Annotated in this window: 16 protein-coding genes; 10 read left to right on the forward strand and 6 right to left on the reverse strand. The window is 35.6% G+C overall.

Features of this window, described 5'->3' with window-relative positions; translation table 11 throughout:
* The first annotated feature begins 7 nt into the window (after positions 1-7).
* The 7 genes from menB to CDZ89_RS04405 all read left to right on the forward strand — a co-directional run bounded on the left by menB (position 8) and on the right by CDZ89_RS04405 (position 8,101).
* A complete protein-coding gene (menB, locus tag CDZ89_RS04375; RefSeq protein WP_096152847.1) occupies positions 8-826 on the forward strand; it encodes a 1,4-dihydroxy-2-naphthoyl-CoA synthase in 819 nt (272 codons plus the stop codon).
* A 249-nt stretch (positions 827-1,075) separates the two neighbouring features.
* Positions 1,076-2,548: an o-succinylbenzoate--CoA ligase gene (locus CDZ89_RS04380; RefSeq protein ID WP_096152848.1), complete on the forward strand. Its 1,473-nt coding sequence runs from the start codon at positions 1,076-1,078 to the stop codon at positions 2,546-2,548.
* Positions 2,549-2,559: 11 nt separating this feature from the next.
* Positions 2,560-3,669 carry an o-succinylbenzoate synthase gene (gene menC, locus CDZ89_RS04385; protein ID WP_096152849.1) on the forward strand — a complete coding sequence of 370 codons (1,110 nt, stop codon included), beginning with the start codon at positions 2,560-2,562 and terminating at the stop codon, positions 3,667-3,669.
* Positions 3,670-3,994: 325 nt separating this feature from the next.
* Positions 3,995-4,921, forward strand: a complete 927-nt coding sequence (locus tag CDZ89_RS04390) for a metal ABC transporter solute-binding protein, Zn/Mn family (RefSeq protein WP_406564915.1) — start codon at positions 3,995-3,997, stop codon at positions 4,919-4,921.
* 176 nt (positions 4,922-5,097) lie between these two features.
* Positions 5,098-5,844, forward strand: coding sequence for a metal ABC transporter ATP-binding protein (locus tag CDZ89_RS04395; RefSeq protein ID WP_096152851.1), 747 nt, complete (start codon positions 5,098-5,100; stop codon positions 5,842-5,844).
* 11 nt (positions 5,845-5,855) lie between these two features.
* The gene (locus tag CDZ89_RS04400) at positions 5,856-7,211 is read left to right on the forward strand and encodes a metal ABC transporter permease (RefSeq protein ID WP_096152852.1); all 1,356 of its coding nucleotides are present in this window, start codon (positions 5,856-5,858) and stop codon (positions 7,209-7,211) included.
* Positions 7,208-8,101, forward strand: a complete 894-nt coding sequence (locus CDZ89_RS04405) for a metal ABC transporter permease (RefSeq protein WP_096152853.1) — start codon at positions 7,208-7,210, stop codon at positions 8,099-8,101. Before CDZ89_RS04400 ends, CDZ89_RS04405 begins: the two co-directional genes overlap by 4 nt.
* Positions 8,102-8,131: 30 nt before the next feature.
* Here the strand turns inward: CDZ89_RS04405 and CDZ89_RS04410 are convergent, their stop codons facing one another.
* From CDZ89_RS04410 to CDZ89_RS04420, 3 genes are all read right to left on the reverse strand, one after another.
* Positions 8,132-8,299, reverse strand: a complete 168-nt coding sequence (locus CDZ89_RS04410) for a DUF1540 domain-containing protein (protein WP_096152854.1) — start codon at positions 8,297-8,299, stop codon at positions 8,132-8,134.
* Positions 8,300-8,463: 164 nt separating this feature from the next.
* Positions 8,464-9,507, reverse strand: coding sequence for a cytochrome d ubiquinol oxidase subunit II (locus CDZ89_RS04415; RefSeq protein WP_100333313.1), 1,044 nt, complete (start codon positions 9,505-9,507; stop codon positions 8,464-8,466).
* A gap of 10 nt (positions 9,508-9,517) precedes the next feature.
* Positions 9,518-10,870, reverse strand: a complete 1,353-nt coding sequence (locus tag CDZ89_RS04420; RefSeq protein WP_096152856.1) for a cytochrome ubiquinol oxidase subunit I — start codon at positions 10,868-10,870, stop codon at positions 9,518-9,520.
* A 381-nt stretch (positions 10,871-11,251) separates the two neighbouring features.
* On the opposite strand from CDZ89_RS04420, the gene CDZ89_RS04425 reads away from it, so the two are divergent.
* Positions 11,252-12,205 (forward strand): CobW family GTP-binding protein, encoded by a 954-nt coding sequence (locus CDZ89_RS04425; protein ID WP_100333314.1) that lies wholly within the window; start codon positions 11,252-11,254, stop codon positions 12,203-12,205.
* 70 nt (positions 12,206-12,275) lie between these two features.
* Here CDZ89_RS04425 and CDZ89_RS04430 read toward each other — a convergent pair whose 3' ends face one another.
* Both CDZ89_RS04430 and CDZ89_RS04435 read right to left on the reverse strand, forming a co-directional pair.
* A complete protein-coding gene (locus CDZ89_RS04430; protein WP_100333315.1) occupies positions 12,276-13,484 on the reverse strand; it encodes a metal ABC transporter solute-binding protein, Zn/Mn family in 1,209 nt (402 codons plus the stop codon).
* A gap of 107 nt (positions 13,485-13,591) precedes the next feature.
* On the reverse strand, positions 13,592-14,773 hold the full coding sequence (locus CDZ89_RS04435; protein WP_096152859.1) for a GTP-binding protein: 1,182 nt from the start codon (positions 14,771-14,773) through the stop codon (positions 13,592-13,594).
* Between the two features lie 147 nt (positions 14,774-14,920).
* Between CDZ89_RS04435 and CDZ89_RS04440 the strand changes: the two genes are divergently transcribed.
* The gene (locus tag CDZ89_RS04440) at positions 14,921-15,481 is read left to right on the forward strand and encodes a beta-class carbonic anhydrase (RefSeq protein WP_227521434.1); all 561 of its coding nucleotides are present in this window, start codon (positions 14,921-14,923) and stop codon (positions 15,479-15,481) included.
* On the opposite strand, the gene yidD is transcribed toward CDZ89_RS04440, so the two are convergent.
* Entirely contained in the window at positions 15,462-15,722 is a 261-nt protein-coding gene (gene yidD, locus CDZ89_RS04445) for a membrane protein insertion efficiency factor YidD (RefSeq protein WP_406564873.1), read from the reverse strand. The genes CDZ89_RS04440 and yidD overlap by 20 nt on opposite strands.
* A 122-nt stretch (positions 15,723-15,844) precedes the next feature.
* On the opposite strand from yidD, the gene CDZ89_RS04450 reads away from it, so the two are divergent.
* A complete protein-coding gene (locus CDZ89_RS04450) occupies positions 15,845-16,318 on the forward strand; it encodes an S-ribosylhomocysteine lyase (RefSeq protein WP_096152862.1) in 474 nt (157 codons plus the stop codon).
* Positions 16,319-16,411 lie beyond the last annotated feature (93 nt).

Genomic DNA, 16,411 nt, shown 5'->3' on the forward strand with positions numbered 1-16,411 from the left:
AAGAATGATGACTAGAGAATGGGTAACAGAACGTGAATATGAAGATATTCTTTATCAAACATATAATGGTATTGCGAAAATCTCCATTAACAGACCTGAAGTACATAATGCATTTCGTCCTAAAACAGTAATGGAGTTAATTGATGCATTTTCTCGTGCTCGTGAAAACGCTAACGTTGGAGTAATTATTTTATCTGGTGAAGGTGGAAAAGCTTTCTGTTCAGGTGGAGACCAAAAAGTGCGTGGACATGGTGGGTATGTTGGAGATGATGAGGTTCCACGTTTAAACGTGTTGGACTTACAACGTTTAATCCGCGTTACACCTAAACCAGTCGTAGCAATGGTAGCTGGTTGGGCTATTGGTGGCGGACATGTTTTACATGTTGTGTGTGATTTAACAATTGCAGCTGATAATGCAATGTTTGGCCAAACAGGTCCTAAAGTTGGTAGCTTTGATGCTGGATATGGTTCTGGCTATTTAGCGCGTATTGTAGGCCATAAAAAGGCTCGTGAAATTTGGTACTTATGCCGTCAATACAATGCTCAAGAAGCATTAGATATGGGATTAGTAAACACAGTTGTGCCGTTAGATCAATTAGAAGATGAAACAGTTAAATGGTGTGAAGAAATGTTGGAGAAGAGTCCAACAGCACTTCGTTTCTTAAAAGCTGCATTTAATGCAGACACTGATGGATTAGCTGGAATTCAACAGTTTGCTGGAGATGCAACTTTACTTTACTATACAACGGATGAGGCGAAAGAAGGACGCGACGCATTCAAAGAAAAGCGTACGCCAGACTTTGGTCAATTCCCTCGTTTCCCTTAATAGGTAAGCCAATTCATAATTATGGTACGTTTAATTAAAAACGAATACTCTAGATATTTTTGTAGAATATTATGCCATATAGTATAGCTTTGAAAAATGCTAAAAATAGGTAGTGCTTCGTTTTTCGTAGTGTAGTCATACATTATGAAGGGACTCAGGTAAGATTCATGCAAGAAGAAAGGATGACCTCACACGATTTTTCGGATGTGGTCATCCTTTTTATTAAGTTTTCATCTTGGAGGTGAAGAGATGGACGTCTCGATTCCTAACTTTTTGCGTAAACGCGCAGAATTATCACCAAATAAAATTGCGATAGAAACGGACTCAGAAAAAATAACTTTCCTAAAACTACTACGAAAATCAGAAAACCTAGCTAGGAAAATGGCTTCCCTTTCTATAAAAAAAGGTGATATAGTATCTGTGTTCATGTCGAACAGTATAGCACAAGTAGAAGTGATTTTTGCATTAAAACATATAGGTTGCATCACCGTTTTACATAATACTCGATTAACTCCTGCTGAACTTCACTATCAGATAAAAGATGCTGGTTCAAAGATCGCTTTCTCAGATGAAGAAAAATTGGAGCTGTTTAGCCATATCAAGCTAAATGAAACAAGTGTAATGACAATACAAACGTTAAAAATAGCCAAAGAAGATTCTACTATTTGTCTACAAAAAGAATTTTGTATGTCTGAAACCGATACGATTATGTACACATCTGGAACGACTGGAAATCCAAAAGGGGTGAAACAAACGTACGGTAACCATTATTGGAGTGCAAGTAGCTCTGCACTTAATCTTGGATTGTACGAGGAAGATTGTTGGTTAGCTGCTGTTCCATTGTTTCACATTAGTGGTTTATCCATTATTATGCGTGGTGTTATATATGGAATGCGTGTTGTTTTACATACAAAATTCGAACCAAAAAAGGTAAATAAAGCAATAAGAGAAAATCATGTTACCATTGTTTCAGTAGTTAGCTCAATGTTAGTCGGTCTTTTAGATGATCTAGGTGAAAGGGAATACCCTAATAGTTTACGTTGCTTGCTAGTTGGCGGTGGACCAGTACCAATCTCCTTATTGGAGAAATGTAGAGAAAAAAAGATTCCAGTTGTACAAACATATGGAATGACTGAAACGTGTTCGCAGATTGTAACATTATCATCAGATGATGCAATCAAGAAAGTGGGCTCAGCGGGTAAGCCGTTATTTCCGTGTCAAATGAAAATAATGAAAGATGGAAAAGAGCTTGGAGCAAATATGGATGGAGAAATTGTTGTAAAGGGACCAAATGTTTCACCAGGATATTGGAAATTTGAAAATTCCATATTACAAAATGGTTGGTTTCATACTGGTGATATTGGTTACATAGATGAAGATGGATATTTATTTGTATTAGATAGAAGAAGTGACCTAATCATATCAGGTGGAGAAAATATTTATCCAGCCGAAATTGAGAATGTATTAGTTAGCCATGAAGGAATTACGGAAGCTGGAGTGACAGGATTACGCGATGAAAAATGGGGTCACGTGCCAGTAGGTTTTGTTGTTTTACAGAAAGGTGCAGTTTTGACGGAAAACGACATTCTTCACTTTGTTAGCGGGCGTATGGCGAAATATAAAGTGCCAAAGCGAATTGTGTTTATCAAAGAACTACCTAAAAATGCGACAAATAAATTGCTTAGACGAAAATTAATCGAATTATTGCCAGGGAAAGAATAGGGGGAAGAAGAATGTCGGTAAAAATAAAAAAAATAACGATGTACCAAACGACAATGAAGCTTCGTTCCCCTTTTATTACACACCTAGAGACTGTTTCTGATAGAGAAAGCATTTTACTAAAAGTAGAGGATAGCGATGGCGTTGTTGGTTGGGGCGAGGTGGTTGCCTTTTCGTCACCATGGTATACAGAAGAAACAATCGAAACAGCTTGGCACATGTTAAAAGATTTTTTTATACCAGGAGTTTCAGATGTAAGATGGACTAATCCTACCGATGTAAATAAATGCTTAAAGAAATGGCGTGGCAACAATATGGCAAAGGCTGGAGTTGAGACGGCAATATGGGACTTGTTTGCAAAAAAGGCTGACAAAGCTCTAGCAACCTATATAGGTGGAGTAAGAGACAATGTGGAAGCAGGGGTTGTTGTTAGTAGTGGTAATCCTTCAGAAATTGTCAAGATGATAGACAAACGATTGGATGAAGGTTATAGAAGAGTGAAGGTTAAAATTGATCCAACTACAGACATTTCTGTTTTACAACAAATAAGAGACTTATATCCTGATTTGTTATTGATGGTAGATGCTAATTCAGCTTATTCTTTAAACGACATAGATCATTTGAAAAAGCTAGACAAATTCGGTCTAATGATGATAGAACAACCTCTAGGAATTGATGACATTGTAGAACATGCAGAACTACAAAAAGAGATATGCACACCTGTGTGTCTGGATGAGTCCATTAATTCTTTGGAAGATGCAAAAAACGCCATTAAGTTGAGAAGTTGTAAAGTTATCAATATAAAGATAGGTCGAGTAGGTGGATTGGCTGAAGCAATTGCTATACATAATCTTTGTTTAGAAAATGATATTCCTGTTTGGTGTGGCGGAATGTTAGAAACGGGGATTTCAAGAGCTTTTAATATTGCTTTATCGACTTTGCCCAATTTCACGATTCCAGGTGACTTATCAGCTTCATCAAGATATTGGGAAAAAGATGTCATTGTTCCAGAAGTAAGAGTTGTTAAAGGTAAGATTAACGTTCCAACCAGCAGCGGTATCGGATTTGAAGTAGATGAAGAATTTATACAGCAAATATGTAAACGAAGCCTAACGTTTCAATAAAACAATTTAAAGAAATAAATTTTTTAATTCATTCGGTAAATTGCCGTATGAATTTTTTTTATAAATGAGCTAGTCCAATAGTTGACAAAAGTTTGCTTAAGGTTTAAATTTTGTAGTAAGGCAACTTTTTGTTGCATAACCATAAAAAATGAGTTTGTTCAAAAGCACTTTTTAAACATTTCGTGCATAAAGTAGTTTTGAGTCAATTAAATATAATAATAAAAATGCTCGTTTCCTTTTTTTGACTAAAATTTTGCCTCTAGGCAAAATTTATACCCTGAGCAAACAATTAGTAATTAACAAAGTAAGGAGAGGAATGAAAAAAATGAAATCTTTGTTTAAATTATTCGTTATTGGATTATTTGTATCAGTTTTAGGTGCGTGTTCTTCCGATTCAACATCGAATGAGGAAACTGGAACAATTCTGGTTACAACAACAATTGCACAAATTGCAGATGTTGTGGAGAATATTGGCGGGGAAAAAGTAACGGTGGAATCTTTAATGGGCCCAGGTATTGACCCTCATTTATACAGAGCCTCTCAAGGTGATATTCGTAAGTTGAATGATGCAGATATTATTTTTTACAACGGTTTGCGGTTAGAAGGTAGAATGGGTGAAGTGCTAGGTCAAATGTCCAAAGACAAACCAGTAATTGCTGTAGCAGAAACGATTCCTACCAACCTTCTTTTAGAGGATGAAGAAGAAGAAGGCGAACCAGATCCGCACATATGGTTTGATATTTCGCTGTGGATTTATGCTGTCGATGCCGTAACAACTTCCTTGATCGAACTAGATAAAGAGAATGCAAGTTTCTATGAAAATAATGCAAGTCAATACAAAGCTGAGTTAGAGAAGTTACATGACTTTGCAATTGAACAAATCGCTACTATCCCTAAAGAGAGTCGAGTACTAGTTACTGCACATGATGCATTTCAGTACTTCGGAAAAGCATATGATATAGAAGTGATGGGGCTACAAGGATTAAGCACTGATTCGGAATACGGATTACGTGACGTACAAGAACTTATTGATGTTATTACTTCCAGAAACATTAAAGCTGTTTTTGTAGAAAGTAGTATATCCGATGATTCCATAACAGCTGTAGTGGAAGGTGCGAAAAGAAGAGGCCATGATGTGGTTATCGGGGGAGAGCTATACTCTGATGCAATGGGTGAAGCAGGAACAAAAGAAGGAACTTATAAGGGTATGTTTGAACACAATATAAAAACTATCGTTGATTCTCTAAAATAGATAAAAGAAGGCATCAGTGTACATCTACACTGGTGTCTATCCTGTATTTATGAAATGCACAGTAACAGTTTTTAATGCACTTTTTGGGCAATTATTGAATATGAATGTAAGACAGAGTTTTTTCGAAGCGTCATAACTAACACAAATGGTTCAATTTCTATAGGCGGTGAACGTGAATGGATCCAGTAACAATTGAAAATTTAACGGTAGCTTATCATCGTAAACCAGTATTGAAAGAAATTAGTTTTTCTGTACCAGAAGGGAAACTTATTGGGATTATTGGTCCAAATGGAGCAGGAAAGTCTACACTTATTAAAGCGATTCTAGAGTTAACTCCAAAAGCATCTGGAAGTGTTTCTATATATGGAAAGCCTTATAAATCTCAACGAAAGTTAATTGGTTATGTTCCACAAAGAGGTTCCGTTGATTGGGACTTTCCTACAAATGCACTGGATGTAGTGTTAATGGGAAGATACGGTCATATAGGTTGGTTCAAACGTCCGAGTAAAAAAGATATTGAATTTGCTTATGAATGTCTTGAAAAAGTTGGAATGAAAGAATATGCATCAAGACAAATTAGTCAACTTTCTGGTGGACAGCAACAGCGTGTCTTTTTAGCAAGAGCGCTTGCTCAAGATTCTAGTATATATTTTATGGATGAACCGTTTGTAGGCGTAGATGCGGCAACAGAAAAAGCGATTGTCACGATATTAAACGAGTTAAAATCTCAAGGTAAAACGGTATTGGTTGTTCACCACGACTTGCAAACAGTAAAAGAATATTTTGATTGGATTTTGTTATTAAACATGAGAAAAGTAGCGATTGGGCCAACGGAAGAAATTTTCACAATGGAAAACCTACAAAAAACATATGGTGGACGATTGGCATTTTTAGATAACAATAGTGCAATCGTAGAACAATAGGAGTTGGAAGTATGAGCTCAATTATTTATATGCTTCAAGATCCTAATGTCCAATGGGTTTTAATAGGGACTGTGCTACTAGGGGTTGCAAGTGGTGTACTTGGTAGTTTCGCCTTATTACGAAAGCAAAGTTTATTAGGGGATGCGATGGCACATGCTGCCTTACCTGGTATATGTATAGCTTTTATAATTTACGGAGCTAAATCTATGTCGTGGTTCTTAATAGGTGCAGCCATTTCTGGGTTAATTGGAACGTACTGTATTCAAGCAATAATTAAACATTCTCGCATAAAAGAAGATACTGCTATAGGGCTAGTTTTATCCGTATTCTTTGGTATTGGTATTGTTCTCTTAACATATATCCAACAAAACTTAAGAGGAAACCAAGCGGGGCTTGATTCATTTATTTTCGGGCAAGCAGCTTCCATCGTTGGGAATGATGTAATCATCATCACTTCTATTGCAACCATATTGATTTTTGTGACGTATATTCTATTTAAAGAATTAAAACTAATAACTTTCGATCCACAATTTGCACAAGGCATTGGCCTTCCAGTAAAGTGGTTGAACGGACTTTTGATGACATTAATTGTTGCTGCAGTTGTTATTGGTTTACAAGCTGTTGGTGTCGTTTTAATGGCTGCCATGCTTATTACACCTGCAATCGCAGCAAGATATTGGACGGAACGACTTGATCATATGGTTATTTTTGCAGGATTAATAGGAGGTCTATCAGGTGTAATTGGTACATTATTAAGTACGATTACTCGTGGTATGCCAACTGGTCCCTTAATCATTGTAGCGGCTACAATCGTTTTTATTTTTTCCCTGATATTTGGATTTAAGAAAGGGTTACTTATTAAATTTATTCAACACGTAAAAGTACAAAAACAAGTAACTCGAGAAAATATTGTTACTTCATTATACGAATTATCCGAATTGTCATTGATAGATTCAAATGGAAAAGAAATTGGAAGTTTTCCTATTGAAAAAGTAGTGAATGGACGTAAATTAAATGCATTTATGCTAAAGCAAGTATTAAGAGATTTAAGGCATGAAGGTATCTTAATTATAAACGCGAATGGCCGATTAGGACTTTCTCCAAAAGGCTTACAGCAAACTCATAACGTTGTTTTAAAAAATAGACTGCTTGATATGTATTTAATGAATGAAAGTAAGTTTCCCGAGTTAAGCTGGCGAGATCAAGGATTTGATTTATTTCAAGAACAAAAAGAAATAGTTCAAGAACTGACAGAACTACTTAAAGAGTTTGGTAGAGAACCGATGGCGTTGTTCTTATATGAAAGTAGAGGCGGTAGTAAGCAACGCATCCACCCGCGAGTGAAAGGGAGTGCAGGGCATTCATGAGTTATGAAGGATGGATTATATTAACTGGCTCTCTAGTAGGTATTACTTGTGGGATTACAGGTTGTTTTTTAATTTTAAGGCGAATGGCAATGCTTGCTGATGCCATAAGCCATACTGTTTTATTAGGTATAGTTGGTGCATATCTTGTTAGCAGTAGTATGGAAGGTTTATATATGTTTGTTGGTGCTCTAATAGTAGGATTACTTACTGCGTTGTTCGTTCAGTTGTTACATTCATCCGGTGTGCAGTCAGATGCCGCTATCGGGGTAGTATTTACATCACTTTTTGCTCTCGGTGTAATTCTATTATCGTTATATGCAGGAAGAATTCACTTAGATGTAGACCATGCATTAATGGGAGAAATCGCATTTGTTCCTTGGGATACGTGGGCAATAGCTGGTATTAATTTAGGTCCAAAAGCTGTCTGGATGTTAGGAATCGTTTTATTGATTAATTTAATTGTCATTGTATTATTTTACAAAGAGCTTAAGATTTGTTCGTTTGATCCAGAAATGGCTTTAGCGATAGGAATTCCTGTTTTATTTATTCATTACTTGCTGATGGGTATGCTTTCTATTACAACTGTTGCAGCCTTCGATAGTGTTGGGGCAATTTTAGTTGTCGCGATGTTAATTGCACCAGGGGCAAGTGCTTATTTATTAACAGATCGACTACTTATCATGCTTGTCTTAAGTGCAGGTCTTGGGGTGTTAGCAGCAATAAGTGGTTATTATGTTGCTGTTTGGTGGAATGTTTCTATTTCTGGTTCGATGGCAATGATGGCTGGTGTAATATTTTTATTAGCCTTTTTATTCTCACCAAAACACGGTACTGTTACAAAATGGGTATTCAGAAGGAATTTACAACGAAATGGATCAGACCTTGTGTAGTTCATATACACAAGGTCTTTTAGATAGAAATTACATAGATGCGCTAGGTTCAAACGTTTTACAATCTGTTTCTTCACTATGAGATGCAGTACTTCCTTTATGGGAAACAACATAAATGGAATCAGCGTTACAGCGGTTTCCATTTCCCCAATAATGACAGTTTTGCACTTCACATAAAACTTCGACTTCTTTGCTCATTCGGTTGTGCCTCCTTTTTGAATAAGAGATACAAAAGTATTTTCTCCGAACTGCTTATTAGTCATCCTTGCCAATAAATTGAAGTAACGAGTTTGGAGAATAATTCACAAGTGAATGAAAAACATTCTCATATGCTGAGAAACAAAAAGAGTGACACTTGCATATCACTCTTGACTAATTTTTTCATTACGAATGTATCGTTTATCTTTCATAAATAAACTCCAAAAGTAGATAAACCCTGGAAATAAGATGACAAAACCAACGATGTAAGAAATAAATACGGCTCTGAATGATGCAGGATCAGTAAAGGAATTTTGAATGGTTACATTTGGATAAATGATATACGGTAAATGGGCACGTCCATACGCATAACTTGCTAATGCATATTGAATAAATGCAGATACAACGGCTAAACGTGGTAAACCCGTAAAACCTTTTTTCTTACCGGGGATGATAAGCGCTAAACCTGTAACGATAAACATAAAAGCAGATGCTACAAGCCAAGGTAAATAATCAAGCATAGCGTTATAAAGCCAAGTAGACTCTGTTCTCATCGTAGTCATAATTAGAAATGCCCCTACCAAAGAAATAGGGCCTACAATTAAAGCGTCACGTCGATAAATATCGTATGCTGACCGATCCTCTGCTACTTTAGAAAAATCAGCTAGCAATAGAGAGGACAGGAACAACGTACTACTAATTGCAAATAAAATGAATGATAGTGCATGTGGGCTTGTTAGAAGTTTACCTAGCATCAAATAATCTACACCATCTCGGTTTTCCACAAATCCACCATGTGTTACAGGTAAAACTAATATTAAAAAAGCTGGAATAAAAAAACCAGTAACACCAGAAACAATCGTTAATGGTCGCTTATACTCCTCGGCAATATGGGAAAATACAAGAAAAGCACTACGGAATGTAAGTAGCAATAAAATAATGCTTCCAGGCAACAATAACACTGTTCCTAAACTATATGCTGCGCCGGGGAAAAAACTGTAGATAGCTACAACAACTGCAACGATAAACACATTTGTAACTTCCCATGTTGGGCTCAAATATCTATTCGCAATATTAGTTGCGTTTGTTTTATTTTTATTTAGATAAAGCATGGACCAAAAGCCAGCCCCAAAGTCCATAGTCGCCATAACGGCATAAATAAATATGAATCCCCACAGCAGCGTTATAGCCAAAATTGCATCTGTCATATATTCCACCTCACATATTTACTGAATTATTATCTTTTGTTTTTTCTCCTAAATCATCTAATAATGGATGGCGTTTAAAGTAATAAAGGAGAACAAAAACTACCGCTACAGCTAAGAAGATATACATGATTAAAAATAAGAAAAATAGTGTCCCTAAGTTTTGATTGCCTGTTACCGAATCAGCTGTCAACATTACTCGGTAAATTACCCATGGCTGTCTTCCTGTACAAGCAAATATCCACCCAAATTCAATGGCCATCATAGATAGTGGACCTGCTGCAACAAATAACCACATTAACCATTTTGGGAATGTTTTTTTTCTTAAAATTTTGTGCCAGAAGAACCCTATAATAGATAAGAACAATAACATACTTCCTATCCCTACCATTGCATTAAATAAGGTGTGCACAAAAAGTGGTGGCCAATATTCTTCTGGAAAGTCGTTTAGTCCGACAACAACTGTATCGAAACGATCATCTGCTAAAAAACTTAATGCCCAAGGTATTTCGATTGCCCACTTTACAGTCTGAGTTTCACGGTCAGTAAATCCACCAATAGCTAAAGGTGCATATGCTTGGGTTTCAAATAAACCTTCGGCTGCTGCTAATTTTTCAGGTTGATATTGGTGCAAAAGTTGTGCAGATTCATGTCCATTAAAAGCGGTTAGAACGGAAAAAATCCCTCCAACAATAAGCCCCATCATTAAAGCTTTTCGGTGAAATTTATACAGCCGTTCATTGTTTTTATTCCTTAACATTTTATATGCAGCTACAGATGCAATGACGAATGCGCCTGTCATAAAGGCAGATACAACGACATGTCCAGCTGTGACAACAAAACTAGGGTTGAAAAAAGCAGCCCATGGGTCGACGTCAACGATTTGTCCATTCTCAATTCGAAAGCCAGCAGGTGTCCCTTCAAAAGCATGTACATTAGTAATGAGAATAGCTGATGCTGCAGCACCAATCGTTACGAAGGTCAAACTCAATATTCGCATCCATGGTGAAATTCGATCAGCTGCGTAAACATAAATTGAAATAAAAAGAGCTTCCACGAAGAAGGCATATATTTCGATTTGGAATGGTAGGGCCATTACTTTTCCAATCACTTCCATAAAACCTGGCCATAACAAGGAAAGTTGAACACCAGCAATCGTCCCGGTTGGTATTGCGACTCCAAGGAGGACAGCCTTTGCTTTTGTCCAACGGCTAGCCATAACGGCGTAATCTCTGTCTTTTGTTTTTTGATATAAAAGCTCAGAAATTAATATCATTAAAGGTATTCCAACACCTAAAGTAGCAAAAATGATGTGAAAACCCATTGTTGTCCCAAAAAATGATCTCGCTGTTAATACATGATCCATTTACAATACTTCCCTTCTCCAGCACATGTTTAAAATCTTTCCTTATTGTCCACGAATTACCATTTTTTTATGTATAAAGAAAACAAATTAATAGAATCAATTTCATAATTACTGTTCGTTTAGTGAAAAACGAAGGTTCCGTTTATTAGAATTAAATAACGTTCGATATAAAACGTAAATTATAGTACAGAATAGGTTTAATATTCGTTTTTCGTTTAGTAATTGTACATTATGAAACTCACTCAATTGAGTGAGAAAATAATAAAAGTATGTTATTATGATAAACGTAATCATTTCGTTTTGTTGTTTGTTATTTTATATATTTGACATTTGTTTAGTATAATAAGGGTATAAGAAGTATTAGGAAGGGGAGAGGGTTCATTGAATAAAAAAGTTCCAGTATACGTGATAAGTGGTTTTTTAGGGAGTGGAAAAACAACGGTACTTTTACATATGTTACAACATTTTAAAAGCCAAAATAAAAAACCTGCCGTCATATTAAATGAGCTTGGTAATGAAAATGTAGAAGGCCACCTCTTTAAAGATCATAAAATAGTAGAACTATTAAACGGGTGCATCTGTTGTACCATTCAAGAGGATTTAAAAACGACAATCAAAGAGTTGAATATAGAAGAAATAGACGTACTATTGATTGAAGGTACAGGAGTCGCTAATCCGTTAGAAATTAAAGACGCTATCTTAGATCCATTATTTATTGATAAATACGAACTTTATTCGATGGTAAGTATTGTAGATGCTAGTCATTACCTTGAATATCAAAGCTTTTTTACAAGCTCTAAAGATATAAGAGAGCTTCTTAAAGAACAGGTTGTTTCTGCAAGCTTTTTAATTATTAATAAAATTGACTTAGTAACGAAAGGTCAGTTACAAAAAGTAGAGAAGAAGGTTATGTCTGAATTGAAAAAAGAAGTACCGATTTTCCAAACTAGTCATGGTGAAGCGCCACTTGATTTATTGTTAGAAAAACGAATATGGGTAGAGGAAATGACGGATGTCAAAGTGCATACACATAAACATCATCATCACCACCATCATATAGAGGCAATAAAGTTGCCACTCCTTGAACCAGTAAGTAGAACTGGGTTAGAAAATGGATTGAAAAGTTTAAGTAAACATGTCATTAGAGCAAAAGGTATTGTAAGGTTATACGATAATGAAAAGGACCTGTTTGAGTTTCAATATGCTGCAAACCAATTAAGGATAAAGCCTATGGAAAATAAGATAGGAACAATAAAAGAATGTATTATATTAATAGGAAGCAAAATTCCAAAAGAGAAAGTGGAAAAAGTGTTTCTTGGGGAAATAATAAAATAATAATAGAGAGCATCTATTGCATAAAAAACAGTGGAGTACTAATACTCCACTGTTTTTAAACTGTATTTATTTAGTTTAACGCCTTTTTCAATGTTTCAATATTACGCTTCATTAAGCTGAAATAATCTTCATTATTATCAACATCTTCTTGAGTAACTGCTTCTAAGTTGTGAAGAACTAATGCCTCTGCACCAATCTCGTTACGAACGATTTCTGCAATGTTACCAGTAATGTTTTGGTCAAAAATAACATATTTAATGTTATTTTCTTTTGCTGTGTTCACAATATCAACTAGTTGTCGTTGTGAAGGTTCTTGTGTAGGAGAAAGGCCTGTTACGCTAATTTGCTTAATGCCGTAACGCTCTTCCCAGTAACCGAAAGCAGCATGGTTTACTAAGATTTTGTTTGTTGAAGCTTCCATTACCATTTCTTCAAACTCATGGTGTAATGCTTCTAAATCTTCTTTCACCTTTGCGAAGTTAGCTTCAAAGTCTTCTTTTGCTTCAGGTTTAAGTTCTACTAAGGCATTTTTGATATTTTCTGCTAACTGAATAGCTAATACTGGATCAATCCAAACGTGTGGATCTTCATCGCCATGGTTGTGGTCATCGTCTTCGTTTTTATGTTCATCATCATGTCCATGGTCATGGTCATCGTCTTTGTTTTTATGTTCATCATCGTGTCCGTGGTCATGATCATCGTCTTCGTTTTTATGATCATCATCGTGTCCATGGTCATGATCATCGTCTTCGTTTTTATGATCATCATCGTGTCCATGGTCATGATCATCGTCTTCGTTTTTATGATCATCATCATGTCCATGGTCATGATCCTCATCTTCGTGTTTATGGTCTTCATCGTGAGCGTGATCATGATCGTCGTCTTCATGTCCATGGTCGTGGTCATCATGATCATAGTCTAATAAGTCAATGCCTGCAGCAGCAGCAACAATTATTACACTTTCATTCTTTAACACTTCGTTAGCTTTATCTGCAAATCCTTCAACACCAAGACCACTATAGATAAATGCATCTGCAGTAGCAATGTTACTCATCATTCTAGTTGTCGGTTCATACGTATGAGCATCTGCTCCAGGTGGATATACAGATTCAACTACTACATGTTCTCCGCCAATTTTTTTCGCAAAGTCTTCCAAAGGATAAATAGTTGTATATATTTTTAACTTTTCCTCTTCAGAAGCAATTTGTTCATTGTTACATCCAACTAAAAAAGTAAAAAGTAATAATAACAAAATAGATAATGTAGCTTTTATTTTCATTTCGATCTCCTCTCAAATAAGAATCATTTTGATTTGTCCCTTTGCTATTATATCGTAATAGTTACGATTTGAGAACAGGAAAATTTATTTTAAAAAATTTCGTACAATTACTCTACGATAAATGCAGGAAATGAATCATTAAAAGTGGACCAATCTGCAAGCATTTCATCTTCAGTTAACAAGCATGCGTCTAAAGTTGTTTCGACTTGATCTTTATTTAAGTTAACACCGATAAATACTAGCTCCGTCATTCTGTCCCCGAATTTTGGATCCCACTTCTCTAAAAGTTCTGGTTCTTCTTTTAAGGTTTGCTCTCTTTCTTCTTCGCTATAAGAAGCAACCCATTCCCCAGCAGCTTGTATCATGATGGAAGATCCAGCCTGAGAAATCAAACCTGTCATATCGTTTCTAGATGCTAACCAGAAAAATCCTTTGGCACGTACTACTTCAGCTGGCCAATTTTCAAGCCAGTTCAATAGCCTTTCTGGATGAAATGGCTTTTTTCTTCGATATACAAAAGAAGAAATACCGTACTCTTCTGTTTCAGGAATATGCTCTTCATTTAACTCTTTAATCCATCCTGCTGCTTGACTTGCTTTATCAAAGTCAAAAAGGCGAGTGTTAAGTATGGATGACAATGGTATTTTTCCAAAACTTGACTGAATAACAGTAGCTTCGGGATTAAATTTCTTTAAGATTGCATCAATTTCTTCTACGTGATAAGGGTCAAGTAAATCTGTTTTATTTAAAACTAATACATTAGCAAATTCAATTTGATCAATAAGTAAATCTGCCACTTCACGTGTATCCGTTTCATCTGTTCCTTGTTTTCTGTCTAGCAAGCTCTCGCCGGATTGATAGTCATCCCAAAAGCGATTACCATCTACGACGGTTACCATCGTATCTAGTCTACACTTAGAAGTTAAATCAATATTGAATTCCTCATCTAAATAAGTAAATGTTTGGGCAACCGGAATAGGTTCACTAATACCAGAAGACTCGATGACAATGTAGTCAATATTTCCTTCGTCTACTAATCTTTCTACTTCTTTCATTAAATCTTCTCGTAACGTACAGCAAATACAACCATTTTGTATTTCTACCAGTTTTTCTTCTGTTCGAGAGAAACCGCCTTGTTGGATAAGAGCGGAATCAATATTAACTTCACTCATATCGTTCACAATCACTGCAACTTTTAATCCTTCTCTGTTGGATAATATATGATTGAGTAAAGTAGTTTTCCCAGCTCCTAAATAGCCACTTAATACTGTAACAGGTACTTTTTTCATTATAGAAAACCTCCTAATTCGTAATAATTACGATTTAACATAGTGATTATAGTACTAAAAATAAATGCGCTTGGCAATAAAAACATTTGGCATTTAAAAATCGACTATGTAATATTAAAGTAGATAGGAGAAAGGATTGATGCAAAAGTGGTATTAAATGAGATTCTTGAACATAATAAAGTGTTTGTAGAAACGAAGGAATATATAAAGTATGAAACAACCAAATTTCCTGATAAGAAAATTGTCATACTTTCATGCATGGATACTAGACTTCTTGAATTATTACCTAAGGCAATGAATTTAAAAAACGGCGATATAAAAATAGTGAAAAATGCCGGTGCACTAGTTTCACATCCGTTTGGAAGTATTATGAGAAGTATTTTAGTTGCTGTTTATGAACTAGGCGCAGACGAAGTAATTGTTTGCGGACATCACGATTGTGGTATGGGGAAAGTAAACTATGAGGGCATTCGTGAGAAGATGGAACGAAGAGGAATAACAAAGAAAAGAATAGACGCATTAAAATATGCAGGTATTGATATTAAAAACTTTTTAAAAGGCTTTAACAGTGTAGAAGAAAGCGTAAGAGAAAGTGTAGATATGATTAATAATCATCCACTTTTAGCAGAAGATATACCAGTGCACGGACTTGTTATAAATCCACACACTGGTAAGTTAGACTTAATTGTTAATGGGTATGAGGATTAGACTTACTTTTCTTTTCTGGAACATGATCAATACCGCCTGGATGAAAAGGATGGCACTTTAGTATTCTTTTGATTGTTAACCATCCACCTTTTAGTGCTCCAAATCGTGTAATAGCTTCAAAGCCATAACTAGAGCAAGTTGGATAAAAACGACATGTTGGTGGTTTTAACGGTGATATGATTTTTTGGTAAAAACGAATAAACAATAAGAAGATATATTTCAACTTAGTCACCTCATACATATTATAATAGCAATTTACTGTTATAGGAAATTAATTAATTCATTCTCTATAAAACATATTGGTTTTGTCGGAATTAATATGTTATACTTTAAATGTAAAATAATATGTTAGGAGTGTTGTTCATGCCTTCAGTAGAAAGTTTTGAACTTGACCATAATGCTGTAAAAGCTCCATATGTACGCCACTGTGGTGTTCATAAAGTAGGAACAGATGGAGTTGTTAATAAATACGATATTCGTTTTTGCCAGCCAAATAAACAGGCAATGAGCCCTGAAGCTATCCATACGTTAGAACATTTACTGGCATTCAATATCCGCACTCATGCTGAAAAATACGACCACTTTGACATTATTGATATTTCACCAATGGGATGCCAAACAGGTTACTACTTAGTAGTAAGCGGAGAACCAACTGTAGCAGAAATTATTGGTTTATTAGAAGATACATTAAAGGATGCAGTAGAAATTACGGAAATTCCTGCAGCAAACGAAAAACAATGTGGCCAAGCGAAGTTACATGACCTTGAAGGTGCAAAACGCCTCATGCGCTTTTGGCTTTCACAAACAAAAGAAGATTTAGCAAAAGTATTCGGATAAGCAACAAAAGACTTCTAAGGGGCATACCTTTAGAGGTCTTTTTATTAGAGTAATTCTAAATTCATAAGAGGCTAGCTCTATTAAAATAGAATC

It is taken from the genome of Bacillus alkalisoli (assembly GCF_002797415.1).
Lineage (GTDB): Bacteria > Bacillota > Bacilli > Bacillales > Bacillaceae_I > Bacillus_CD > Bacillus_CD alkalisoli.

Excerpts from the sequence above, each read along its gene's own strand:
- CDZ89_RS04405 (WP_096152853.1), top strand. The coding sequence starts at position 7,208 with ATGAGTTATGAAGGATGGATTATATTAACTGGCTCTCTAGTAGGTATT.
- CDZ89_RS04415 (WP_100333313.1), bottom strand. The coding sequence starts at position 9,507 with ATGACAGATGCAATTTTGGCTATAACGCTGCTGTGGGGATTCATATTT.
- menC (WP_096152849.1), top strand. The coding sequence starts at position 2,560 with ATGTCGGTAAAAATAAAAAAAATAACGATGTACCAAACGACAATGAAG.
- CDZ89_RS04430 (WP_100333315.1), bottom strand. The coding sequence starts at position 13,484 with ATGAAAATAAAAGCTACATTATCTATTTTGTTATTATTACTTTTTACT.
- CDZ89_RS04390 (WP_406564915.1), top strand. The coding sequence starts at position 3,995 with ATGAAATCTTTGTTTAAATTATTCGTTATTGGATTATTTGTATCAGTT.
- CDZ89_RS04450 (WP_096152862.1), top strand. The coding sequence starts at position 15,845 with ATGCCTTCAGTAGAAAGTTTTGAACTTGACCATAATGCTGTAAAAGCT.
- CDZ89_RS04410 (WP_096152854.1), bottom strand. The coding sequence starts at position 8,299 with ATGAGCAAAGAAGTCGAAGTTTTATGTGAAGTGCAAAACTGTCATTAT.
- CDZ89_RS04400 (WP_096152852.1), top strand. The coding sequence starts at position 5,856 with ATGAGCTCAATTATTTATATGCTTCAAGATCCTAATGTCCAATGGGTT.
- menB (WP_096152847.1), top strand. The coding sequence starts at position 8 with ATGACTAGAGAATGGGTAACAGAACGTGAATATGAAGATATTCTTTAT.
- CDZ89_RS04395 (WP_096152851.1), top strand. The coding sequence starts at position 5,098 with ATGGATCCAGTAACAATTGAAAATTTAACGGTAGCTTATCATCGTAAA.
- CDZ89_RS04420 (WP_096152856.1), bottom strand. The coding sequence starts at position 10,870 with ATGGATCATGTATTAACAGCGAGATCATTTTTTGGGACAACAATGGGT.
- CDZ89_RS04435 (WP_096152859.1), bottom strand. The coding sequence starts at position 14,773 with ATGAAAAAAGTACCTGTTACAGTATTAAGTGGCTATTTAGGAGCTGGG.
- yidD (WP_406564873.1), bottom strand. The coding sequence starts at position 15,722 with ATGTATGAGGTGACTAAGTTGAAATATATCTTCTTATTGTTTATTCGT.
- CDZ89_RS04380 (WP_096152848.1), top strand. The coding sequence starts at position 1,076 with ATGGACGTCTCGATTCCTAACTTTTTGCGTAAACGCGCAGAATTATCA.